This window comes from Corynebacterium cystitidis (genome assembly GCF_900187295.1).
Taxonomy (GTDB): domain Bacteria; phylum Actinomycetota; class Actinomycetes; order Mycobacteriales; family Mycobacteriaceae; genus Corynebacterium; species Corynebacterium cystitidis.
Genome location: NZ_LT906473.1, coordinates 1108461 through 1131357 on the forward strand (window position 1 = coordinate 1108461; position 22897 = coordinate 1131357).

At 59.0% G+C, this 22897-nt stretch carries 23 protein-coding genes and 1 tRNA gene; 16 read left to right on the top strand and 8 right to left on the bottom strand.

Features of this window, described 5'->3' with window-relative positions; all coding sequences use genetic code 11:
• The first annotated feature begins 1 nt into the window (after window position 1).
• Window positions 2-1249, top strand: coding sequence for an SPFH domain-containing protein (locus CKV99_RS05245; RefSeq protein ID WP_092255342.1), 1248 nt, complete (start codon window positions 2-4; stop codon window positions 1247-1249).
• On the opposite strand, the gene CKV99_RS05250 is transcribed toward CKV99_RS05245, so the two are convergent.
• Both CKV99_RS05250 and CKV99_RS05255 read right to left on the bottom strand, forming a co-directional pair.
• Window positions 1218-1790 carry a MarR family transcriptional regulator gene (locus CKV99_RS05250; RefSeq protein WP_092255345.1) on the bottom strand — a complete coding sequence of 191 codons (573 nt, stop codon included), beginning with the start codon at window positions 1788-1790 and terminating at the stop codon, window positions 1218-1220. The genes CKV99_RS05245 and CKV99_RS05250 overlap by 32 nt on opposite strands.
• Window positions 1791-1806: 16 nt before the next feature.
• Window positions 1807-2478: a TVP38/TMEM64 family protein gene (locus CKV99_RS05255; protein WP_092255348.1), complete on the bottom strand. Its 672-nt coding sequence runs from the start codon at window positions 2476-2478 to the stop codon at window positions 1807-1809.
• A 92-nt stretch (window positions 2479-2570) separates the two neighbouring features.
• On the opposite strand from CKV99_RS05255, the gene CKV99_RS05260 reads away from it, so the two are divergent.
• Window positions 2571-2996 carry a cupin domain-containing protein gene (locus tag CKV99_RS05260; protein ID WP_092255351.1) on the top strand — a complete coding sequence of 142 codons (426 nt, stop codon included), beginning with the start codon at window positions 2571-2573 and terminating at the stop codon, window positions 2994-2996.
• Between the two features lie 97 nt (window positions 2997-3093).
• Here the strand turns inward: CKV99_RS05260 and CKV99_RS05265 are convergent.
• A tRNA-Leu gene (locus tag CKV99_RS05265) sits at window positions 3094-3180 on the bottom strand.
• A 217-nt stretch (window positions 3181-3397) separates the two neighbouring features.
• Between CKV99_RS05265 and CKV99_RS05270 the strand changes: the two genes are divergently transcribed.
• Both CKV99_RS05270 and CKV99_RS05275 read left to right on the top strand, forming a co-directional pair.
• Window positions 3398-3952: a YbhB/YbcL family Raf kinase inhibitor-like protein gene (locus tag CKV99_RS05270; protein ID WP_092255353.1), complete on the top strand. Its 555-nt coding sequence runs from the start codon at window positions 3398-3400 to the stop codon at window positions 3950-3952.
• A 16-nt stretch (window positions 3953-3968) separates the two neighbouring features.
• A complete protein-coding gene (locus CKV99_RS05275) occupies window positions 3969-4310 on the top strand; it encodes a hypothetical protein (protein WP_092255356.1) in 342 nt (113 codons plus the stop codon).
• Window positions 4311-4399: 89 nt separating this feature from the next.
• On the opposite strand, the gene CKV99_RS05280 is transcribed toward CKV99_RS05275, so the two are convergent.
• From CKV99_RS05280 to CKV99_RS05290, 3 genes are read right to left on the bottom strand one after another with little or no spacing between them, the layout of a single operon-like run.
• Window positions 4400-5512 carry a quinone-dependent dihydroorotate dehydrogenase gene (locus CKV99_RS05280; protein ID WP_092255359.1) on the bottom strand — a complete coding sequence of 371 codons (1113 nt, stop codon included), beginning with the start codon at window positions 5510-5512 and terminating at the stop codon, window positions 4400-4402.
• Between the two features lie 12 nt (window positions 5513-5524).
• Entirely contained in the window at window positions 5525-6538 is a 1014-nt protein-coding gene (locus CKV99_RS05285; protein ID WP_092255361.1) for a hypothetical protein, read from the bottom strand.
• Window positions 6539-6586: 48 nt separating this feature from the next.
• Window positions 6587-7435 (bottom strand): aldo/keto reductase, encoded by an 849-nt coding sequence (locus CKV99_RS05290; protein WP_231910179.1) that lies wholly within the window; start codon window positions 7433-7435, stop codon window positions 6587-6589.
• A 61-nt stretch (window positions 7436-7496) separates the two neighbouring features.
• Between CKV99_RS05290 and CKV99_RS05295 the strand changes: the two genes are divergently transcribed.
• From CKV99_RS05295 to CKV99_RS05330, 8 genes are all read left to right on the top strand, one after another.
• The gene (locus tag CKV99_RS05295) at window positions 7497-8324 is read left to right on the top strand and encodes an undecaprenyl-diphosphate phosphatase (RefSeq protein WP_092255728.1); all 828 of its coding nucleotides are present in this window, start codon (window positions 7497-7499) and stop codon (window positions 8322-8324) included.
• A 61-nt stretch (window positions 8325-8385) separates the two neighbouring features.
• Entirely contained in the window at window positions 8386-9591 is a 1206-nt protein-coding gene (gene mshC, locus CKV99_RS05300; protein WP_092255367.1) for a cysteine--1-D-myo-inosityl 2-amino-2-deoxy-alpha-D-glucopyranoside ligase, read from the top strand.
• Window positions 9592-9615: 24 nt separating this feature from the next.
• On the top strand, window positions 9616-9993 hold the full coding sequence (locus tag CKV99_RS05305) for a hypothetical protein (RefSeq protein ID WP_092255370.1): 378 nt from the start codon (window positions 9616-9618) through the stop codon (window positions 9991-9993).
• A gap of 1 nt (window position 9994) precedes the next feature.
• Complete coding sequence (locus CKV99_RS05310) at window positions 9995-10687, top strand: HAD family hydrolase (RefSeq protein WP_092255373.1); 693 nt, start codon at window positions 9995-9997, stop codon at window positions 10685-10687.
• A gap of 10 nt (window positions 10688-10697) precedes the next feature.
• Window positions 10698-10961 (top strand): phosphoribosyl-ATP diphosphatase, encoded by a 264-nt coding sequence (locus tag CKV99_RS05315; RefSeq protein WP_092255376.1) that lies wholly within the window; start codon window positions 10698-10700, stop codon window positions 10959-10961.
• A gap of 35 nt (window positions 10962-10996) precedes the next feature.
• Window positions 10997-11842: an ATP phosphoribosyltransferase gene (gene hisG, locus CKV99_RS05320; protein WP_092255379.1), complete on the top strand. Its 846-nt coding sequence runs from the start codon at window positions 10997-10999 to the stop codon at window positions 11840-11842.
• Window positions 11843-11946: 104 nt separating this feature from the next.
• Entirely contained in the window at window positions 11947-13371 is a 1425-nt protein-coding gene (aspA, locus tag CKV99_RS05325) for an aspartate ammonia-lyase (RefSeq protein ID WP_092255382.1), read from the top strand.
• A gap of 261 nt (window positions 13372-13632) precedes the next feature.
• The gene (locus tag CKV99_RS05330; protein ID WP_092255386.1) at window positions 13633-15288 is read left to right on the top strand and encodes a formate--tetrahydrofolate ligase; all 1656 of its coding nucleotides are present in this window, start codon (window positions 13633-13635) and stop codon (window positions 15286-15288) included.
• Here the strand turns inward: CKV99_RS05330 and CKV99_RS05335 are convergent.
• Window positions 15272-16519: an HNH endonuclease signature motif containing protein gene (locus tag CKV99_RS05335; protein WP_092255389.1), complete on the bottom strand. Its 1248-nt coding sequence runs from the start codon at window positions 16517-16519 to the stop codon at window positions 15272-15274. The genes CKV99_RS05330 and CKV99_RS05335 overlap by 17 nt on opposite strands.
• Window positions 16520-16651: 132 nt before the next feature.
• Window positions 16652-17479 carry a RecB family exonuclease gene (locus CKV99_RS05340; RefSeq protein ID WP_231910180.1) on the bottom strand — a complete coding sequence of 276 codons (828 nt, stop codon included), beginning with the start codon at window positions 17477-17479 and terminating at the stop codon, window positions 16652-16654.
• Between the two features lie 27 nt (window positions 17480-17506).
• On the opposite strand from CKV99_RS05340, the gene CKV99_RS05345 reads away from it, so the two are divergent.
• The 4 genes from CKV99_RS05345 (at window position 17507) to dop (ending at window position 22866) form a co-directional block, all read left to right on the top strand.
• Window positions 17507-18742 carry a M18 family aminopeptidase gene (locus CKV99_RS05345; RefSeq protein ID WP_092255392.1) on the top strand — a complete coding sequence of 412 codons (1236 nt, stop codon included), beginning with the start codon at window positions 17507-17509 and terminating at the stop codon, window positions 18740-18742.
• A 50-nt stretch (window positions 18743-18792) separates the two neighbouring features.
• Complete coding sequence (locus tag CKV99_RS05350; protein ID WP_092255395.1) at window positions 18793-19626, top strand: tRNA (adenine-N1)-methyltransferase; 834 nt, start codon at window positions 18793-18795, stop codon at window positions 19624-19626.
• 143 nt (window positions 19627-19769) lie between these two features.
• On the top strand, window positions 19770-21287 hold the full coding sequence (arc, locus tag CKV99_RS05355) for a proteasome ATPase (RefSeq protein ID WP_092255398.1): 1518 nt from the start codon (window positions 19770-19772) through the stop codon (window positions 21285-21287).
• A 58-nt stretch (window positions 21288-21345) separates the two neighbouring features.
• Window positions 21346-22866: a depupylase/deamidase Dop gene (gene dop / locus CKV99_RS05360; protein WP_092255402.1), complete on the top strand. Its 1521-nt coding sequence runs from the start codon at window positions 21346-21348 to the stop codon at window positions 22864-22866.
• Window positions 22867-22897 lie beyond the last annotated feature (31 nt).

The following is a 22897-nucleotide window of genomic DNA, read 5'->3' on the forward strand; positions in this document are numbered from 1 at the left end:
TATGGTCGCAACTATTGCAGTCATTCTCGTACTCATCCTCATTGCTGCGGTGGTGTTCAAATCCATCGCGCTGATCCCACAAGGTGAAGCCGCCGTGATCGAGCGGTTGGGTTCCTACACGCGCACTGTGTCAGGCGGGCTCACACTGCTCGTGCCTTTTATTGAACGGGTGCGTGCCCGCGTAGACACCCGTGAACGCGTGGTATCTTTCCCGCCTCAGGCCGTGATCACCCAAGATAACCTGACCGTTGCTATCGACATCGTGGTCACATTCCAGATCAATGACCCTGCGCGCGCCATCTACGGTGTTGATAACTACCTGGTGGGCGTGGAGCAAATCTCTGTGGCCACCCTGCGTGACGTGGTCGGCGGAATGACGTTGGAGGAAACACTGACCAGCCGCGAAACCATCAACCGCCGCCTGCGCGGAGAGCTCGATGCCGCTACCGCGAAGTGGGGCCTGCGGATTTCCCGAGTGGAGCTCAAAGCGATTGATCCGCCACCATCGATCCAGCAATCGATGGAAATGCAGATGAAAGCAGACCGCGAGAAGCGTGCCATGATTCTTACCGCTGAAGGCCAACGAGAGTCTGATATCAAGACCGCTGAAGGTGAAAAGCAGGCAAGAATCCTCTCCGCTGAGGGCGAGAAGCATGCCGCGATCTTGGCCGCTGAGGCGGAGCGTCAGGCCACCATTTTGCGGGCCGAAGGTGAGCGCGCCGCGAAGTTGCTCAACGCACAGGGTGAGGCCCGCGCAATTCAGAAGGTCAACGCCGCCATTAAGTCCTCCGAGGTCACTCCTGAAGTACTCACGTACCAGTATCTAGACAAGCTGCCACAAATGGCGCAAGGCGAAGCCTCGACGATGTTTATGATCCCGTCGCAGTTTGGTGACTCGCTGGAGCTGTTTGCCAAAGCATTCGCGAACAAGGACGAGGACGGCGTATTCCGTTACGAGCCCGCAAAGGCAGATGATGCCACCAAGGAAATGGCCGGCCAAGACGACACCGACGCTTGGTTCGAGACCGCGACGGATCCCGAAATTGCACGCGCAGTGGCTGAAGCGCGCGCCGTGGCGAACAAACCTGCGGAATCTCCGCTGTCCGCGGAGCTGGGTAACGGGCCGGAGGCACCAAACTCGCTGGGATCAGGCGCAGGTTCAGCAACTGAGACGTCGGCACGCGCCATCGACACGCAGCCGTCACAGGCTGAGGACCCTACTCTTCACCCTGAGCAGAAGCAGGAGTAGTTGCCCGAGTAATCAAGTTGACCGCGAGGTGCCACCCGGCCTGTTCCGCCTGCCAGCCTGCGGCTTGGAGGCGTTGGCTCATTGCCTGTTTGGAGATGCCGAGCTGCTGTGCAGCCTCATTCTGATTCAAACCCCGACGCACCAACGAGGTTGCCTCACGTCCCTCGACGGTACGTTTCGCCAACACATGGGCGACAAGCGCGAACGTGGCGGCGATATCGTCGGCGTCACTGCTTTCGCGAACACTATCGACAACCACTCGCACCTGTGCAGGGCGGGTACCTACGGCAGCGGTTGCCGCAAATGTGGCGGGCCCATGGTCGGTGATCCCGAGTCCGATCGCCCAATTCGCATCCGACAGCAACGCCATTATTAAGTCGCACGTTTCGACGGGGCCTTGCACATGCGCGCGAATATCTTCCACGCCGACATGTTCGAAGGTGCCGACACCGGGAAGCGTCGATAGGGCTTCGGCGGAGCGTCGCACCAGTTCGGCTCGACGCGATTCGCGTCCACGATAGCGGGCATGTACAGCAATCACAGTAGCCAGTCTACCTTCAGGGCTTGACGGTGCGGGAATCGCGCAGGGTGTTGTCGGCACGCGCCCTGCGCGTATCGACGACCAACCCTGTCAAACCCACCAGTGCCAGCACCGCCATCGTTGTGATCACGGCGGGGTTAGCCTCTCCTGTGAGCGTGTCTCCGAACAGCGTCATCAGTATCGTGCCCGGGGCGGAACCGATCAGTGTTGCCACAGTAAACGGAACGAGGCGGACCTTGGTGAGCGCTGCGACATAATTCATTATTGAAAATGGAACACCAGCGATCAGCCTTAAGCTAATCACAGCTACCCATCCGCGGCGCTCCAAATGATCGTTGATTTGTGCAACGGTAGGATGCGTCAACCGCGGTGCAATCCAGTCCCGCAGCAGCCCGCGCACCATCACCAGAGAAATCGCCGCGGCGATAGTAGTTGCAGTTAACGCGATGACGATACCCCAGAACGGGCCGAAAAGTATGCCCGCTGACAATGTCATAACGGTGCGTGGAATAGGCAACTGCGTGATCAAGACGTATAGCAGCCAGAAAACCACTGGAAACCAGGCGCCGGTGGTCTCGGCCCACTCGCGTAGAACTGCCAGGGATGGAACGTCGAGCAGTGCCCACGCCACGACGAACACCACACCGGCGATGACGATGGTGGCTAGTTTGCCCGTGCGACTATTCATGGTTCTCCCAATTCTAATAGGCAACGGCGAAGGCACGGAAAAACGCCTATAATCGAAACCATACCTGCAGTCTAAAACCCAAAGGAGATTCAATGGCTGACTTGCGTACCGACCACGGTCCGAACCCATACGTCCTGGACATAGAAGATGTGACCAAGCGCAACGATGCGTTCCGCGACACACTGTGGACCGGCCAGTTCCTGCAGATGACCGTCATGTCCATTCCAGCAGGTGGAGAAATCGGCGCTGAAGTCCATGACGACCACGACCAGTTCCTCCGTCTTGAAGGAGGCAAAGGTCGCGTCATGATCGGCGAGTCCGAGGATAATCTCGAGATTGACCAGGTTGTCGAAGATGACTTTGCGATCTTCGTGCCAGCAGGCAAGTGGCACAACCTGGTGAACGAGGGGGAGGAGCCAGTGAAGCTGTACTCCATTTACGCGGCCCCTGACCACGTCAAAGGTACCTTCCACCAGACAAAGGAAGATGCTGACAACGACCCGAACGAGCAGCACTAGTCGAGGCAAACTTACGGAGCGCAACAGCGCGCCTTCGGTCTGCTAACAGAAAAGTCTCGTGGCATCGCTTCAGGCGGTGCCACGAGACTTCATATCGTGCCCGAGGGGGGACTTGAACCCCCACGTCCGTTAATAGAACACTACCACCTCAAGGTAGCGCGTCTGCCAATTCCGCCACCCGGGCCGGGTGATGCACTCAGCATACTGCTGAACACCTCGACTACTCTAGCCTGAACGCCCAGAGACACACAAATCACCACGTCACCGTTTGAAAAGAGCAAACACTAACGGGTGGGCATCGATGGGGAGTTCCATCGTTATAAACCGCGGGCCGCTTTTCAGATGAGATCAAAATCATCGACGTGGCCCCGCGATCGTGCATGATCGGGTAGAAAAGGGGTATGACACATTCAACGCCTGATTACGTACAAGACCGATTTCCGGGGCCGGATCCCTATGCGCCTTTGAAGGATCTGCCCGAGTTTTCCCTGACATCAACTGACCTGGCCAACGGTGATGAACTGCCGGAAAAGCTGCGCGCGCCACAGTCCGTGTCGCCGCAGTTGAGCTGGTCCGACCTACCGGAAGGCACTAAGTCACTGGCGATTACCTGCTATGACCCGGACGCACCAACCGGTGCGGGTTTCTGGCACTGGGCTGTATTCAACATTCCAGTTTCTGTTACCGAACTCGAGTCTGGAGCAGGATCCGACGCCTCCTTGGGAGGTATCGACGGCGTGATCACGCTCAAGGGTGACAGCGGGCAGGCCGAGCACTACGGTGCTGCTCCACCGGCTGGCCACGGCCCCCACCGTTACCTATATGCGGTGCACGCCGTGGACGTCGAAAAGCTCGATGTTGACCCCGATGCCACCCCGACCGTGCTAGGTTTTAATCTCTACTTCCATTCCATCGCTCGCACGGTGCTTTGGGGGTACTACGAAAACCCTAGCTAGAAATCAAGGCTTCAAGATGCCAGTTCAACTCCGTGTCGGTGGCGCATTCATGTCACTGGCCGTGGTCCTGATTGTTCAAGCCGTCGTTGCGTTCATCACCGGTGGCGTATTCCAGGTCACCGTGGCAACGGTGCTCATCTGGGTGGCCGCGCTGATTTTCGGCGCTTTCGCCACGCAGCGTCGCGACCAACCAGGCTCTCGCTCACAAGTGATTGCACTGATCGTGGCGCTGGTCCTGATCATTTTCAGCGTTGTGCTTCCCACGACGGTGCTCACGACGACAGCGGCCTACTGGCTAGCGCTGTACGCCGCCGTGGCCGTCATCTGCGCCCTGATTCTGCGCCGCTCGGTTGTCTAAATCGCTTGTCGACGCCCCCCTTCAGTCTCCGCAGCGTCCAATATCCGCGCCGACGAGAACGTGGTGGGCCTGAAGGTAAGCGAAGCTTTCTAGTCGATCCAAGGGCGCCTACTGCCCACTGCTTGAGCGATATTAGTCAAGCCGTGGGCTTTGACCTGGCGTGTTAGTCCGCGGTGAATGCGGTAGATCCATCCTGGACCATTGTAGATAAACGGAGTGTAGCCCTGAAGCAGGTGTGCGCCGGAGGTGATGCGCTCCCACGCCTGTTGCGGGGTGGAGATGCCACCGACGCTCACTAGCACGATTTTCCCGCCAACTCGCTTATCGAGGCGGCGCAGCACTTCAAGTGAGCGCTTATGCAGTGGCGCGCCTGAGATCCCTCCGGCGCCCATGGCGTTGACGGTTTCGGCGTCGGTGCTTAAGCCTGCCCTCGAGATCGTTGTGTTGGTGGCGATAATTCCGGCTAGTCCAAGTTCGACGGCCAGGTCTGCTACCGCGTCGATATCGTCGTCGGCAAGATCTGGGGCGATTTTCACCAAAATGGGGGTCGTCGTCGCATCGGTGACCGCTTGAAGTAACGGCCGCAGAGACTCCACCGCCTGCAAATCACGCAGCCCGGGAGTGTTTGGTGAGGAAACGTTCACAGCAACGTAGTCTGCTAGTGGACCAAGCAAGGCGGCGCACTGGCGGAAGTCTGCCACCGCGTCCGAAGAAGTCTTATTTTTCCCAATATTGATTCCTACAACATCATTCGATCGACGTGCCTTCAACGCCTTGGCCACGGCAAGGGCACCGTCGTTGTTGAATCCCATCCGGTTTAAGATCGCCTTATCCTTGGGCAAGCGGTATAACCGGGGCGCCGGGTTCCCGGGCTGTGGTTTCGGCGTGACGGTGCCCAACTCTGCATAGCCAAAGCCCAACGCGCCCCACGCGTCAACGGAGGCGGCGTTTTTATCAAAACCTGCTGCCAACCCCAGCGGGGCCGGAAAGTCCACGCCAAACAGCTCCTGGTGGAGGCAGGGATCGTCGTAACGCACTGCTTTCTTGGCTAACCGATTCACAGGGTAGGCCACGTGAAGGCCGCGCAGCCCGACGCTGATGATGTCGTGAATGCGCTCGGGAGAAAGGCGGAACATCGCCTTCAATGCAACGCCATAAGCGGTGTTGTAAGCGGAATCGAAGATGGTCTCAGCGGGGCTCATCGGTGGGGTCCTTTAATTGGTGGGGTTGGCGATGTGGTCGGGTTGAACCACTTGGAGGCCATCACCCGAGGCAGAGCCGATTACAAGGGTACCGTCGTCAAGCGCAATCATGTGTTGCGCGTCAGCCACTGTGTCAACCCGGGCCTGTTCGAGAGGTACGCCGTGGGAAAGATCATAACCCGCGGCCGTGTTCTTCTTTAGCGATGCGATCCAGGCCAGATCCCGCTCCGAGTCCCAGGCGACGGCCCACGGTGCAGCGTCGACAGGCGCAGTCTGATGGAGGCGAATAACTTCGCCGGTAGTGTAGATCGCCAGCTGGCTGCCCATGTTGTCGGCCACGACGACCAGCCCGTCATCGCCCGGCGCCATGTGCGCAACACCCAAGCCCACGCGCAAAGTGCCGCCACCTCGCAAATTCTCCAGGTCAAGGTCTTGGATCGTGGTCATCTCTCGGCCGATCCGCACCACGGAATCAGGCTGGCCATCAGCGTGAGCCACCGCGATGAGTTGGTCAGTGGGGTCTTGCACAGTGAAATCGTCGACAAGTGCGCCGTCACGGTAAACCCAGGCGCGGCCTTCAGTTCCGCTGGCTGTAATCACGTCGCCGGAGCTCGTTCGCACTGCAGCGTTAGCGGGCTGTTCAACCTCAAGTGATTCTTCCGTACCGTCGGCGCTTACCATGCGAATGGTCCGGTCACAGGCGACGGTGAACACTCCATCGTGCGCGGAGATATCGGTGCAGGTGGCGTCCAGGGAAATCGGATCGACATCGCCTCCAATGATTTCCTCGAGTGTTCCGATGAATAGTCCCTCGTCGGTACGCACACCCACGCTGTCACCGGTGCGGTCCAAGTCACGCACAGCAGCAAACTCAACCACCTCACCGTCAGGGCTCGCATCCTGCGGGGATGCCTGCGGAGTCGCCCCGCCCATGTCCGGGTTAGGCGGTGGCGCGGTGTCTTCACCACAACTGGCAAGCCCCAGGGAAAGAACCGACATCACAGCGACAACCTTGAGTTTCTTCACAGCAGTTAAGCCTAGCAACTTGGAAGTTGGAACCCTATTTACCTTTAGTTACTTCGACACGTCGTCAAGCGCGGACACGATCGGGCGGGGCAAGACCAGGCCCGCAGCTGGCAGCCAAGCCTTCACATCGCTTATCGACGAAGGGCTCAACAGAACGCTCGCCACTCCGGGTTGCCCGCACACCCAGGCCAACGCGGTCGCGGCGGGGGAGAGGTCAAGCCCCTTTGCCGCAGTGGTGAGGGCCTCGACGATGGTGCGGGCCTTATCTGATTCGTAAGGGTGCGTCGACGGATTGCCGTGGACAGCCTGACCCGTGAGTACTCCGCCGGCTAAAGCCGACGAGGCGATCACGCCGATTCCCAGGTGGTTCGCAGCCGGCAGTTGCTCCTCCTCCGCGTCTCGTTGCAGTAGCGAGTAATCATTGCGCGCGACAGTCAGTCCTGGAGTCACAGCCAGCTGCCATCCGCCGTAGCCAGTCGCGCCCGCATACCGGACCTTGCCGGCAGTCACCGCGACTCGCAGCGTTTCTGCGACCTCCTCTGCAGGAGTGCGAGGGTCCCAGTAACCGGCATAGAACACGTCGAGAAAGTCGGTCTGCAGGGCGCGTAGCGTTTCATCGAGTCCGCGCAGCAACGAGGTGCGCGAGCAATTCACGCGCTGGCCTACCGGCAAATCCATGGTGACGCCTGCCGACGCAGACAGCACCACATTATTCCTGCCGACATGGTGGAGCGCTTCGGCAGCTACCGGCTCGGTACCGGGGTAGACATCAACCAGATCCCCACCCGCATCGACGAAGGTGGCGAGGATATCGCTGGCTGCGTCGTTAAGTGCGCTGGTGTCTAAACCCAGGGGGGAGACTCGTAATCCGCTGTGACCCACGTTTCGTTTCTTCACTTCACCCACATTAGTTGTAGGGTAATTCGCTGTGAATGACGTTGCGCAAGTTTCAGACTCGATGACGTGGCTACAAGTCATCGTCCTCTCCGTCGTGCAAGGGCTGACGGAGTTTCTACCGGTGTCGTCCTCTGGGCATCTTCGCATTATCTCCGAACTGTTCTGGGGCCAAGACGCAGGAGCCTCCTTTACCGCGGTGATTCAGCTGGGAACCGAGGCGGCTGTGCTGGTGTATTTTGCCAAAGAAATCTGGCAGATCCTCATCGGATGGTTCGCAGGCATCTTCGATAAGAACAAGCGGGGGTTGGATTACCGCATGGGTTGGATGGTCATCGCGGGTACCATCCCGGTCGGTGTGATCGGCTTTTTCGGCCGGGACCTGATCCGCGACAACCTGCGTAACCTCTGGATCACCGCCACCGTGTTGGTGCTGTTCTCCTTTGTTTTCATCTGGGCGGAGCGCGTGGGAAAGAAAACCCGCGGGTACGAGGAGATGACCATGAAAGATGCGATTGTCATGGGCCTGTTCCAGTGTTTGAGCCTGATCCCCGGTGTGTCGCGCTCCGGTGGCACCATCTCAGGTGGCCTGTTTATGAATCTTGACCGCGAAGTAGCCACGCGCTTTTCCTTCCTACTGGCAATCCCGGCCGTGCTGGCATCGGGCTTGTTCTCACTGCCTGACGCGTTTAACCCGGATGTGGGGCAGGCGGCCAGTGGCGCGCAGCTCACCGTCGGCGTCATCATCTGCTTCGTGCTGGGGTATGCATCGATTGCATGGTTACTAAAGTTTGTGGCCAACAATTCTTTTGCATGGTTCGCGGCCTACCGCATCCCAGTGGGCATCCTCGTGATGATCCTGCTGGCAGCCGGTGTTATCTCGCCAATGTAGGGCCCTGGCTGCAGGCCGTGCAGATGACTCATATGGATGGCCCATCTGTAAGGTAGTGGCCATGCAGACTTGGCCAGAACCATCCGTGCCCCACGTTGCGGGCTCGCCCGCCCCGCTCAACCTTTACGACACCGCCGACGAAACAATCAAGCCGGTCGACGTGTCCAACGAACCCGTAGGTATGTATGTTTGTGGCATCACCCCGTACGATTCCACGCACCTTGGGCACGCCGCGACCTACCTCACTTTCGATCTGGTGTACCGCATCCTGCTGGCTAATGGGCACAAAGTCCACTACGTGCAAAACATCACTGACGTAGACGACCCACTATTTGAACGCGCCGAACGCGACGGTGTGAGCTGGCAAGAGCTGGGTGAAGACCAGATCAACCTCTTCCGTTCCGACATGGATGTCCTCGACGTTTTGCCTCCCCAGCACTACGTGTCGGTGACAGAATCCGTCGACGAAGTCATCGAGCTGGTCCAACAGTTGCTGGACAGGGGCGCCGCCTACCACCTAGATCATGGCGACATCTACGCCTCGATCGACGCCACCCCGCAATTTGGCTACGAATCCAACTACACACGCCCGCAAATGGACAAAGCGTTCGCGGAACGAGGAGGAGACCCAGAACGACCAGGTAAGCGCCACCCTCTCGATGCCCTGGTGTGGAAAGGGCACCGCGAGGGCGAACCATCCTGGGATTCCCCGTTCGGCCCAGGCCGCCCTGGCTGGCACGTGGAATGCTCTGCGATTGCCACAAACCGGCTCGGCAACCAGTTCGCCATTCAAGGTGGTGGCAGCGACCTCGCATTCCCTCACCACGAGTTTTCCGCAGCGCACGCCGAAGCAGCCAAAGGTGTCGACCGCATGGCAGGCCACTACGTGCACTCCGGAATGATCGGGCTCGATGGAGTGAAAATGTCTAAATCTTTGGGAAACCTCGTTTTCGTGCACAAGCTCACCGAAGCTGGCCACGAAGCCGGAGCAATCCGCTTAGCCGTCTTCAATGGCCACTACCGCTCTGACCGTGACTTTTCCGACGAGATCCTTGCTGCCGCGGAACAGCGTCTAGCCCAGTGGCGCGACAACCTCGCCCACCAGTCCACCCGTAAAGAGGCAGAAGCGATCGTCGTAAAGCTGCGTGCAGCACTTTCCGACGATCTAGACGCCCCGCGTGCCCTGCGGATTATCGACGACGCCCGCGGCGACCACGGCCGCATCATCGCCGACGCGATCACAGGTCTGCTCGGCGTGCGCATTTAACAAAGATCGGTGACAATAGAACTCATGACCATCCGTGAACAGTTCCAAACTGATGTTGACGAGTTCATTGCTGACCTCCACACCTTCGCCACCGGCTCCTACCTCCGTGAAGAGGACAGGCAGTTCTGGGACGAACCTTTTAACCCAGCCGCACTGCCTGAACTAAAGCAGCTGATCGAGAGGTTCCTCGACGGGCTGGAAACCCTTGAAGACCCAGGCACACAAGAACTGGTCGCAGTGGTAGAAACCTTCCACACCAACCTGCATGAATTCAACACGAAATACCACGGTGCAGTACTCGAACCGGAGGAGAAGCAGGACCTATCAACGCTGATCTTCAACGCTTCGGCAGCCACGGGTGCTGATGAGGAAGCGTTAAACGAGCTTCCAGAACTGGAGTAGCATGGCGCAGAACATATCCGCGGCATTTCCCTTCCGGGCAATCTTCTGGGACATGGACGGCACCCTGATCGACACCGAACCGCTCTGGGGCATTGCCACCTATGAGCTGTCTGAGAAGCTAGGCCGACGGCTTAGCGCAGAAAAGCGAGAGGAAACCGTAGGCGGCAGTTTTCCCAACACACTCCAGGTGTGTGCTGACTGGGCCGGGGTGACGCTTGTCGACGGCGACCTGGAACGTTACCGCACCTGGATGTACGAGCGAATGGCGCAGTTGTTATCCTCCGGCGTCGAGCCCCTGCCCGGCATCGCGGGGCTGCTACGTTCGCTTGCCGACGCAGGTGTAGTCCAGTTCGTCACCACAAACACCGAGCGAGTACTTGCCGACTACTGCATCGATGCCCTGGGCCGCGACCTGTTCACGGACACGATCACTGGCGACGAAGTACCTGCTGGAAAACCGGCACCGGACATGTACCTGGAAGCGGCACGACGAGTAGGGGCGGACCCCGCCGAATGCCTCGTGTTCGAAGACTCCTGGGCGGGCATGAGCGCCGCTGCAGCCGCCGGATGCCGCGTCTTTGGGTTGCCGCCCGAAGACGGACCAGTTCCCGACGGGGTAGTACGGTTCGACCCCCAGCAGTTTGTCGACGCGAATGCCGAGGATGTAGCAACATGGTTTCAATCCATGGGCTAGAGTTATCCCCGTGAAAAATTTCGATTCTCTTTTTGCCGAACTATCCCAGAAATCGCAGGAACGTCCCGAGGGCTCCGCGACCGTCAAAGCACTTGACAAGGGCGTGCATTTTATCGGCAAGAAGATCATCGAGGAAGCCGGAGAGGTCTGGATTGCCTCCGAATACGAATCTGACGAAGCCCTGGCAGAAGAGATCAGTCAACTCATGTACTGGACCCAAGTCATGATGGTCTCCCGAGGCCTGACCCCCGACGACATCTACAAGTACCTCTAGTACACACACTCTTCACCTGGAGCACAACGCACGCCATGATCAAGATCGCAGTCCCCAACAAAGGGTCCCTCTCCGAAGCCGCCACCGAGATTCTTGCCGAAGCCGGCTACAAGTCACGTGGCTACACCAAGGCGCTCAACATCTTCGATAACGCCAACCAAGTTGAATTCTTCTATTTGCGCCCCACGGATATCGCCATCTATGTTGCCGCCGGCCACCTCGACCTGGGCATCACCGGCAGAGACTTGGCGCTAGACTCCCGCGCCGCGGTCGAAGAAGTTCTACCGCTTGGATTTGGCGCTTCCACCTTCCGGTTTGCCGCACCGGCAGCGCAGGATTGGACGCTAGAAAAATTAGCCGGAAAGAGGATCGCCACCTCCTACCCACAACTCGTCGAAGACTACTTGGCCACACGAGGAATCTCAGCAGAGGTTATCCGTCTCGACGGTGCAGTCGAGATCTCAATCAAACTGGGCGTGGCTGATGCAATCGCCGATGTAGTCTCCACCGGGGCCACATTGCGCCAACAAGGCCTAGCCCCCTTTTCCGAGCCGATCGTGAACAGCGAGGCCGTCGTCGTTAAGCGCGCAGACACTGAAACCACACCAGAAATGCAGGTCGTGCTCGGACGGATCAAAGGTATCCTCACCGCCCGCACCTACCTCATGATCGACTACAACATCTCCCGCGAAAACCTCCCCGCAGCCGCTGCGATCACGCCAGGCTTGTCTGGCCCGACGGTCTCACCGCTTTCCCGCGAAGGGTGGGTAGCAGTGCGTGCGATGGTGCCACAGAAAAATGCCAACGCTGTCATGGACCAACTAGCGGCCGTCGGTGGGGAAGCGATCTTGGCGTCCGAGCTGCGAATCGCGCGCCTGTAACCGACGTGCGCAACCAGGGTCTCTCCGCACAGCCGATAATGAAGAACCCCCACCTGGAACCCGGCAGCATGGTGTGATTTAGTCAACGAAAGGAATCCGTCATCGTGTCAACACGGACTGAAGAAGACCTACTCGGTACTGTCGAGGTGCCCAGCGAACACTACTACGGCGTGCACACTCTGCGCGCCGTCGATAATTTCCAGATCTCACGCACCCGCATCAACGACTTCCCTCACTTCGTACGCGGCATGGTCCAGGTGAAAAAAGCGGCCGCGATCGCTAACCGCCGCCTGCATGTGCTACCAAAAGACATCGCTGAAGCCATCGTCTGGGCATGCGACCAAATCCTGGACGAAGGCCACTGCATGGACCAATTCCCGATCGACGCATTCCAGGGCGGGGCCGGCACCTCGCTGAACATGAACACCAACGAGGTTATAGCCAACCTTGCACTTGAAAAGATGGGGCAGCCAAAGGGCGCCTACGATGTGATCAACCCCAATGACCACGTCAACCTGGCACAGTCCACCAACGACGCATACCCCACAGGCCTGCGTCTCGGCCTGTACTACGCGATGCAGGAGCTAATCGACGAGCTGGACCGCCTGCAGAAAGCCTTCCGAGCCAAGGGCGACGAATTCGTAGACATTTTGAAGATGGGCCGCACCCAGCTGCAAGACGCCGTGCCAATGACGCTGGGATCGGAGTTTAAAGCCTTCGGCGCCAACCTAGCCGAGGAGCAGAAAACACTAAAAGCCACAGCCGAGGCGCTGCTCGAGATCAACCTGGGTGCAACCGCAATCGGCACCGGCGTGAACACCCCATCCGGCTACCGCGACAAAGTCACCGACGCCCTGCGCGAAGTCACCGGCTTGAATATCACCTCCTCTCCAGACTTGATTGAGGCCACCAGTGACACAGGCGGTTATGTCTCCGCTCACGCTGCGATTAAACGCGCTGCAATGAAGATGTCGAAGGCCTGCAATGACTTGCGCCTGCTGTCATCCGGCCCACGCGCCGGCCTCAACGAGATTAATCTGCCCGAACGCCAGGCCGGCTCGTCGATCATGCCGGCGAAGGTCAACCCAGTAATCCCCGAGGTGGTCAACCAGATCTGCTTCAAGGTCTTCGGCAATGATGTCACCGTCTCCTGGGCCGCCGAGGCTGGGCGACTGCAGCTGAATGTGATGGAGCCGGTCATTGCTGAGTCCTTGTTTGAGTCCATCTCCCTTCTCGGCAACGGCGCGAAGACCTTGCGCGAAAAATGCATCGAGGGAATAACCGCCAATGAGGACGTGTGCCAAGGCTACGTAGACAACTCAATCGGCATCATTACGTACCTCAACCCGTTCATCGGCCACCACAACGGCGACCTCATCGGCAAAGAGGCTGCTGCGACCGGCCGAGGTGTGCGCGAGCTGATCCTTGAGAAGAAACTTCTCGACGAAGAAACCCTGGACCAGGTCCTGTCCAAGTCCAACCTGATGCACCCCGAATATCGGGGGAAAATGTACCTCGACGAGCAGTAGAGCATCTTTAGGGCGTGGGCTTTTGACTGGTAAGGGCCACGCCGCTGAAGACATCCCAATCGATGTCATCGGCATCACCTTCTACTCGCCGATCGTGACTTGGTTGATGACGATCGTTGCCTCGCCCAATCCGCAGCCGTCGTGTACATGGCGGACCTGCTCGAACCCTACCGGTGGGCTGCCTTCAGCTTGTGGGCATTTTGTGCATACTAGTCGCCGTGTTGTTGGGATATCTCTTCGGCGCCGTAATACTCTAAAGACATGCTTTCAGACGTATCTATCGCCCAAGCCCACGAACTGCGCCCGATCACTGAGATCGCCGAGAAAGCGGGCATTTCTGGCGACGCACTTATTCCATACGGCAAACACATGGCCAAGATCGACCTGTCCCAGGTGCGCAAGGCCGATAAGCCCGGCAAGGTGGTGCTCGTGACCGGCGTGTCACCGACACCTGCTGGCGAGGGTAAATCGACTGTGCTGATCGGTCTAACCGACGCCCTGGCCCAGCTGGGGCACAAGGCGATGGTGGCGTTGCGTGAGCCATCACTTGGCCCAGTGTTCGGCATTAAGGGTGGGGCGGCTGGCGGTGGCTACTCTCAAGTAGTGCCGATGGAAAATATTAACTTGCACTTCACTGGGGACTTCCACGCCATCACTGCGGCAAATAACACGCTGGCGGCCCTGGTGGATAACCATATCCACCAGGGAAATAAGCTACGCATCGATCCGCGTCGCATTGTGTGGCGCCGCTGCTTGGACGTTAACGACCGTTCCCTGCGCGAGGTGGTCACCGGTCTAGGTGGGCCAAAGCAGGGAACCCCGACGGAAACCGGGTTCACGATTACGGCTGCCTCCGAAATCATGGCCATCTTAGGCTTGGCTACCGACCTGCAGGATCTCAAACGCCGACTGGCCAACGTGACAGTCGGGCTGACCTACGAAGGTAAGCCGGTGACCGCTGGCGAGCTCGGGGCGCAAGGCGCGCTGACCGCCCTGTTGAAGGAGGCGGTGAACCCGAACCTGGTCCAGACTCTGGGTGGTACACCAGCATTCATCCACGGCGGCCCATTCGCCAACATTGCACACGGGTGCAACACTTTGATCGCTACCACTACCGCTCAGCAGTACGCCGACATCGTCTGCACGGAGGCCGGTTTCGGCTCTGATTTGGGTGCCGAGAAATTCTTCGACATCAAGGCACGTTATGGGCAGCTCGACATTGCTGGTGCGGTGATTGTGACCACGATCCGCTCCATGAAATACAACGGCGGGGTCGCGCGCGAGGCTTTGACGGACGAAAACGTAGACGCTTTACGGCGCGGAATCTGCAATCTCGAGCGACATGTGGACAATGTTCGCAAGTTCGGTGTGAAGCCGGTAGTGGCCGTGAACCTGTTTACCTCGGACACTGACGCTGAGCGCGAGTTTATGCGCTCTTGGGCTGCCGACTTCGGTGTGGACCTCGCCGAAGCAACCGTGTGGGCTGACGGCGGCGACGGTGCTACGGAACTGGCAAAGAAGGTTGTTGCGAATTTCTCGACGGGTTCCAAGCCGTTGTACGACCCGGCCGACGGCATTGAAGCTTCCATCGAGACCATTGCTCGCGAAATTTATCACGCCGACAAGGTAGAATACTCCGTCAACGCAGCCCACGACCTGCAAATGTTAAAGGACAACGGCTGGGATACGCTGCCTGTGTGTATCTCAAAGACCCAGTATTCGTTCTCGGACGACCCGAAGCAGCTCGGCGCGCCCGAGGGCCACACGCTGCATGTGCGCAAGCTCCAGCCACGCACCGGTGCCGGCTTCGTGGTGGCGCTTACCGGTGATGTGATGTTGATGCCTGGTTTAGGTAAGCAGCCTGCTGCTTATGGCATCGATGTCAACGAGAGTGGCGAGATCACGGGCCTGACCTAAAACCCGTTTCGAACAGGGTGCGGATGGGGTTACGCTGCGCAACGGGGTGTTCGTTGCGTACCATCCGCCCACCGGGCAGGATGCGGTGCACCTCACCGCGAATATTGCGATAGCGCTCCTCGGCGCCTGCTTTTCCGTTGTGATAGGGGCATAGCAGCGATAAGTTTCGTAGGACCGTAAGACCCCCGCGGGAGTAGGCGACGTTGTGGTTGGCTTCGCAGCGGTAGGCGGGCACCGAGCAGCCCTCTTCGCCGCAGACAATCTGGGCAGCTTCAAGCAGCGCACGCTGTTTGGCGGTGGGGCTGCGTTGGAATGCTACCTTGAGTGCTTCAGGCGAATGCTCGTGTCGTGTGTTGTGTGCTTTACCAAGACCGGACTGGGCAGCCTCGCGTAGCCGTTCGAGAGCTTCTCGCGTGGTTATTGGTTCGTCGTTGCCGGTTAGACGGCCCGTTGATAAGCTCACTGGGCCATCAACGTTGGTCAAGCCGACGAACTCCGCGATCGGGCCCAGCTTCATCCGCATCGCTTCATGTCCGGTAACGGTAGCTCCCAAGGTGGTGGCCAAGGTGGTGGACAGGAGGGCGTCATCACCTTCGCCGTCGAGCATGGCCATGCCCACGTCGTAGGGGATGAGGATCTTGGCGCCGTAGATCACTTCGCCCCCGCCGGTATTCATGACTGCTACTGCGGCTTCGGCTACGGAGGCGTCGTGTGTCTCGGCGTACTCGCGGATGCGTGCGTCTATCTCGGTTATCTCGGCTTGGGTTCCACGCACGCTCAAAGTGGCGTCAGTGGATCCGGCGTGTTTGGTCACGTGGTAGTCACGGGTAGGGGTGTCTGTGGCCGGCTGTTCTAAGGCTGCGAGTTGCTGTCGTGCGTAACGACGAAAGTCGTTGGTGTGCCCGACAAACTCAACCAGTGTGCGACGCAGCGGCCACTTGTCTTTATTCTTGTCGACGCGTGCCACGTAGTTTTCGATGTGTTTGAGCCGGTCCATGCCGTGGCGGTTCTTCGTGGCTGCTTCTCGCGACAGGCGTTGTTGTTTTGGTGATCCGCAGGGCCCGTAGTACACGTCTGCGAGTTTGTAGTAGGCGCGCACTGTGTCGTGTTCGGCGCCACGGGCGATGACGCGTTCGGCTGGCACGTCGGCGAGTTGGCCCAGCAGCGTCATTGCTGATGTGCCTAGCTGCACTAGTGTGTCGATCGCGTCGATCGCGTCAATTGTGTTCATAGCCCTGACGCTATGGCCTGGCTGAGGGGGCTGCACAAGACGTGCAGTAAATGTCCGAAATCTGTGGAAAACAACATTTCTATCCACAGATATTCGGTGGCGCAGGTCACACTGGTTGCGGTGCGGAAGGTTTCAGTTATTCTGTGGGGTTTGGGGCGCGTCGCCTGCGCTTCCGGGCCAACCCGGATATTCGGGCGGTACCCCGTCGAAGGCGGGGCAGAGTTTCTGAAACGAGCACCAGCCACACAGCTTTGATGTCTTGGGCCGGAAGTTTCCGCTGCGCCCGTCAGCTACGATCTTGGCCCATAACTCGCCGAGGTCGCGTTCGAAGTATTCGAGTTCCTCCCGTGACGGAGCGAGGAACATGGAATCGATCACCTTTAAGTACATCAGCCGCAGCTGGGTGGGGATCTCGTCGAAAAGCCTCCAATATACTAGCGCGTAAAACCGCATCTGGAATTGCGCGCTGGCCGAGTAGCGGGGCAGGGGCTTCTTGCCGGTTTTGTAGTCTACGACGCGGATTTCGCCGGTGGGGGCTACGTCGACGCGGTCGATGAATCCGCGCACGGGCACCCCATTGGGCAGTACGGTGTTAACGTAAAGTTCCTGCGATGCCGAGTCGAAGCCTTGTGGGTTTTCCATTTCGAAGTAGCCCCGTACCAGTGTGCGTACTTCGATAAAGTAGGTAGTTTCGTCGTCGATTAGCCCTGCGTATTCCTGGTGCTTGTCGACGAGCGCCTTCCAATTCGGCTTAATGCGTTTGACGGCGGCGGGGTAGGTGCGCTGCTCGCGCGGCCATGAGTGGAGCTCTTCGAGCACAGCGTGAACATGGGTGCCACGCACCTGCGCCAGGGTGGGTTCTTCTGGGATTTTGTCGATGGCGCGGAAGCGGTAGAGCAGGGGGCACTGCTGGTAATCGGTGGCACGGGAGGGCGAAAGCGCGAGTGGTCGTGGTGTCATGGTGGCCTCCATCATAGAGTGTGGGGTATGAGCCAGATTCGTGACCTGATTGATTTCATCGCCGCCTCACCGTCCGCGTTTCATGCGGCGCGCGAGGTTGCTGACCGCTTGACTGCTGCCGGGTTCACCGAGCACTCGTGCACGCGCTCCGGTGCACACAGCGCGCTGGGCACGGAGCCGGGCGGGCATGTGCTTGTCGACGGTGGCGCTGTAGTCGCCTACTGGATCCCGGAGGTGCCCAACCCGGCGTTTCGCATTATTGGTTCGCATACGGATTCGCCCGGTTTCATGCTGAAGCCCACGCCGGATTTTCACGCGCATGGGTTTCATCAGCTCGCGGTGGAGGTGTATGGTGGGCCGATTTTGGCGTCCTGGTTTGATCGCGAGCTCACGTTTGCCGGGCGTATAGTGCTTGCTGACGGAACCTCCCGTCTGGTCAACACGGGTGCGGTGGCCCGCATTCCGCATTTGGCGATCCACCTGGAGCGTTCTCAGGAGTTGCAGCCGGATAAGCAGGCACATATGCAGCCGATTATGGGGGCGGGCCAGTCAGAGTCGATCATGGATGTGGTGGCTGAGGCAGCGGACGTCGATAAGCGCTATATTGTGTCGCATGAGCTGATCAGTGCCGATGCGCAAGAAGGTGTGGTTTTCAACGACATGGTGGCCGCTGGGCGCCTGGATAACCTGTCGAGTGTGTATGCCAGTATGACGGCACTGCTTGGCGCCATTGACGAGGCGCAGGACATTGTGGTGTTGGCTGCGTTTAATCATGAGGAGGTTGGTTCGCAGTCCACGACCGGGGCTAGCGGGCCGCTGCTCGAGAGGTGCTTAACGACGATCGCCCGTGCCTTCGGGGATCCTTTCGAGATGTTCGCGGCAAGCTCGTTGGTCTCGGCTGATGCGGCGCACTCTGTGCACCCGAACTATGCAGGCAAACACGATCCGACGCACCGGCCGCTGCTCAATGAGGGCCCTGTGCTGAAGATCAATGCGAACCAGCGCTACGCCTCTGATGCGGTGACTGAGGCGCTGTGGATCAATGCGTGCCGTGCCGCGGATGTGCCGGTGCAGACTTTTGTGGGAAATAATTCGGTGCCGTGCGGGTCAACGATCGGGCCGCTTGCTGCCACCCGGTTGGGAATCCGCACCGTGGACGTTGGTGTGCCGCTGCTGTCTATGCATTCGGCGCGCGAGCTGGCGGGCACCCAAGACCAACTATGGTTTGCGCGCGCTCTTACGGCATACTTAGCCGGTAACTAAAAACGATACTGATTTTGACCGCGCGACCGCGCGTGACAAGGAGCCCGACGTTGTATTCCGGACCTTTCCAGCCAGGCGATAAAGTTCAGCTGACTGATGCTAAGCGCCGCCATTTCACCATCGAGCTGGTCCCGGGTGCTGAGTACCACACCCACAAGGGCGCCATCCGACACGACGACATTATCGGCGCCGACGAAGGCTGCGTGGTGAAATCCACGATGGGCAGCGACTACCTCTGCTTCCGCCATCTCCTGGTCGACCATGTGCTCTCGATGCCACGCGGAGCTGCCGTGATTTACCCGAAGGACGCAGCCCAAATCCTTGTCGAAGGCGACATTTTCATGGGCGCGCGTGTGTTGGAAGCTGGCGCTGGCTCCGGCGCGCTGTCGATGAGTTTACTGCGCGCGGTGGGCCCGGAAGGCCACGTCTTCTCTTATGAGATCCGCGATGATCACCTCCAGTTTGCCAAAGACAACGTGGCGGAATACTTCGGTGGGTCGCCGCAGTGGTGGTCGCCGCGCTTGGGGGACTTCGGCGAGGTCACTGCCGATGACCTTGGCGGGCCTGTTGACCGCGTCATCCTAGACATGGTGGAACCATGGCACTTCATCGATACGGTAAAAAATATCCTCATCCCGGGTGGGGTGTTCATGACCTATGTGGCTACCGTGCCGCAGCTGATGAACATCATGGAAGGGATCCGCCAGGCCAAGTGCTTCACCGAACCGCGTGCTTGGGAGACCCTGCTGCGCGAGTGGAAAGTAGATGGGCTGGCTACCCGCCCAGAGCACAGGATGAATGCGCACACCGCCTTTCTTGTGTGGACGCGCCGACTTGCCGACGGGGTGACACCACCACGACCGCAGCGCAAGGCGCGTCGTTAAGCGTGTACCTCGCGTGTACCTCGCACGCTCGGTACACGACTGGGGGATCGGCTCGCGTGTACCTCGCACGCTCGGTACACGACTGGGGGAGCGCCCGCACGCTCGTTGCGCGGTAGGGGTCGAGCTAACGCTAGGCTAGCTATATGTCCACCGAGGAAGTCTTCAATGAAAACAAGGAGCTGAAGCGCACCAACCATTCGCTCAGTTCCCGTAACGCGAAGCTTGCGCAACTGCTGCGCCAGTCGCGCGACCAGCTTCAGGACCTACACGCCCAGATCGACGCGCTGGGCGAACCCGCTTCTACCTATGGCATTTTTCTTGCCGGCTCCCACCGCGGCAAGGAGGCGGAGGTGTTTACTTCCGGCCGGCAGATGCGTCTGAAGGTGTCGCCAAATATTGAGCCCGGCACTCTCGAACCGGGCCACCTGGTGCGTCTGGGCGAGGGCCTGGTTGTGGTGGAGGCATGTGGCTTTCCGACGTCAGGCACTCTGGCCACCTTGATTGAGAAGGTGGGTACCCGGCGCGCTATCGTGGCAGATCAGTTGGGTAATGAGTCGCTAGTCCATCTTACTTTGCCGTTGCGGACGAAGGCGCGTGCTGGGGACACCGTGCTTATCGACGCCAAAGCCGGCTATGCGGTGGAGCGCGTGGAGAAAACTGAGGTCTCGCAGCTGTCGCTGGAGCAAATCCCTGATGTTTCCTACGACGATATTGGTGGTCTTGGCCCCCAGATTGAGACGATCCAAGATTCTGTTGAGCTGCCATTTTCCCACCCTGAACTGTATAAACAGTATGATCTTCTACCGCCGAAGGGACTGCTGCTCTATGGCCCTCCGGGGTGCGGGAAAACGCTGATCGCGAAGGCGGTGGCGAATTCGCTGAGCCAGCGCATCGGCGATGGTGGACGCGCCTACTTTCTGAATATCAAAGGTCCCGAGCTGCTGAATAAGTTCGTCGGGGAGACGGAGCGTCGCATTCGCTTGATCTTTGAGCGCGCCCGCGAGCTAGCAGGAGAGGGCCGGCCGGTGATCATTTTCTTTGATGAGATGGAGTCAATTTTCCGGACTCGTGGCTCTGGGGTGTCATCTGATATGGAAACCACGGTGGTGCCGCAGCTTCTCACCGAGATCGATGGTGTGGAGGGGATCTCCAATGTGATCGTCATTGGCGCGACCAACCGCGAGGAGCTTATTGACCCCGCTATTTTGCGCCCGGGCCGCCTCGATATCAAGGTGCGCATCGACCGACCCGATCGCGCCGGTGCCGCCGATATTTTCTCCCGCCACTTGACTGATGCCATCCCGTTGGCCCAGCCTGTCGATGAGTTGATTGAGTCTGCTGTGGCGGCGCTGTTTGCCCCGCGCCCGTATGTCCGCCTTGAGCTTGTCGACGGCACCTCCGAGGTGCTGAACTACTCGGATTTCGTCTCCGGTGCGATGATTGCCAATATTGTGGACCGGGCTAAAAAATTGGCCATTAAGGACCATATTGCGGGCGTTTCGACGGCTGGTCTTTCTGCCGATCACCTCCGCGCGGCGGTTAGAGCCGAGCAAAATGAGAGTGAAGATTTGCCCAACACGTCAAACCCTGAGGAATGGTCACGGATAGCCGGGCGCCATGGCACCCGTGTTGTGGCTGTCTCAGTTGCGACTGTTCACTAGCGTGACCTCGCACGCGTGATCTCGCGCGCTCGGTCACGGGATACTGGAAGGAGAAACTATGGCCCGTTTTATGGGGACCGAAACTGAGTACGGGATCTCCACCCCGTCGCAACCGGATTACAGCCCGATTGTCAGTTCTACCCACTTGGTGGTGGCGTATGCGGCGATTAACACAGGGGCGCGTGCCCGGTGGGACTATGAGGACGAGCATCCGCTTGCCGACGCCCGTGGCTTCGATCTGAAGCGTTATCATACAGTGCCGGTGGTGGACTGGGACGCGATCGGTGTGGCCAATGTGGTGCCCACTAACGGTGCGCGTTTCTATGTGGACCACGCGCACCCGGAATACGCTTCACCTGAGGTGGATAACGCCTTCGACGCCATGATTTATGACGCTGCGGGTGACATTGTGCTCAATGAGGCTGCTCAAACCGTGGCGGAACTTTATGAGCAGAATGTCAGCGTGCTGAAGAATCATGAGCCGTGCCCGCCTGTGAAGTTGTACAAAAACAATGTGGATGGCAAGGGTGCTTCCTACGGTTCGCACGAAAATTACCAATACCGCCGAGCTACTGACTTTGATGTGCTTACCCAGGCGATCATCCCGTTTTTCGTCTCCCGCCAGGTAGTGGTGGGTGCAGGGCGTGTGGGCATCGGTGAGACAGGAGAGCGTGATGGGTTCCAGATTTCGCAACGCGCCGACTATTTCGTCCAGGAGGTTTCGCTGGAGACCACGCTGAACCGGGGCATCGTCAATACGCGCGACGAACCGCACGCCGATGCTGCCCGTTTCCGCAGACTGCACACCATCATCGGTGATGCGAACATGAGCCAGTTTTCTAACGTGCTGAAACTAGGCACGACAAAGCTGGTTATCGATGCAATCGAAAATGGCGTGGACTTCACAGATCTGAAGTTGAAGGACCCCGTTGCGGAGTTAAAGAAGATCTCGCACGACCCCACCTGTACGCACGCTGCTGTGCTTGCCGACGGCAGGAGCCTGACCGCCGTTCAACTCCAGCGGGAATACCTGGCACGCGTTACCGCCGTCGACGAGCATGATCAGCGTGTCGTGGATCTGTGGGCAGAAATCCTCGATGACTTAGACCGCGATCCGCTTTCTACTGCTGATCGGCTGGACTGGACCGCGAAGTATAGACTGATCAGGGGCTATGTGGACCGGGGTGTGGCGTGGAACGACCCAAAGTTGAAGCTGGTCGACATCCAGTACTCGGACATCGACCCGGACAAGAGTTTGTACCATGCGCTGGTGCGCGCGGGCCGGATGCGCACGCTTGTGAGCCAGGAAACCATCCGCGAGGCCGCCCGGCACGCGCCACGAAACTCCCGAGCTTTTCTGCGCGGTGCGATAGCCGCGAAGTTCCCCGAGCACATTGTGGCATCGAGTTGGCAAACGATCGTCGTAAAGCACAACCATGGCGTGGCAAAGATTGGTATCGATGCTGTGGACGGCTTTACCCAGGCTGAGGTCGGCGCGCTCGTTGCAGCATCTGACTCAACCGAAGAGCTACTGGCGGCGCTGCGTGAGGCAGGCCACGAAATCAGCGACGTACACTGAGTAACACGAAGTAATAATCAGTAAGCAACCG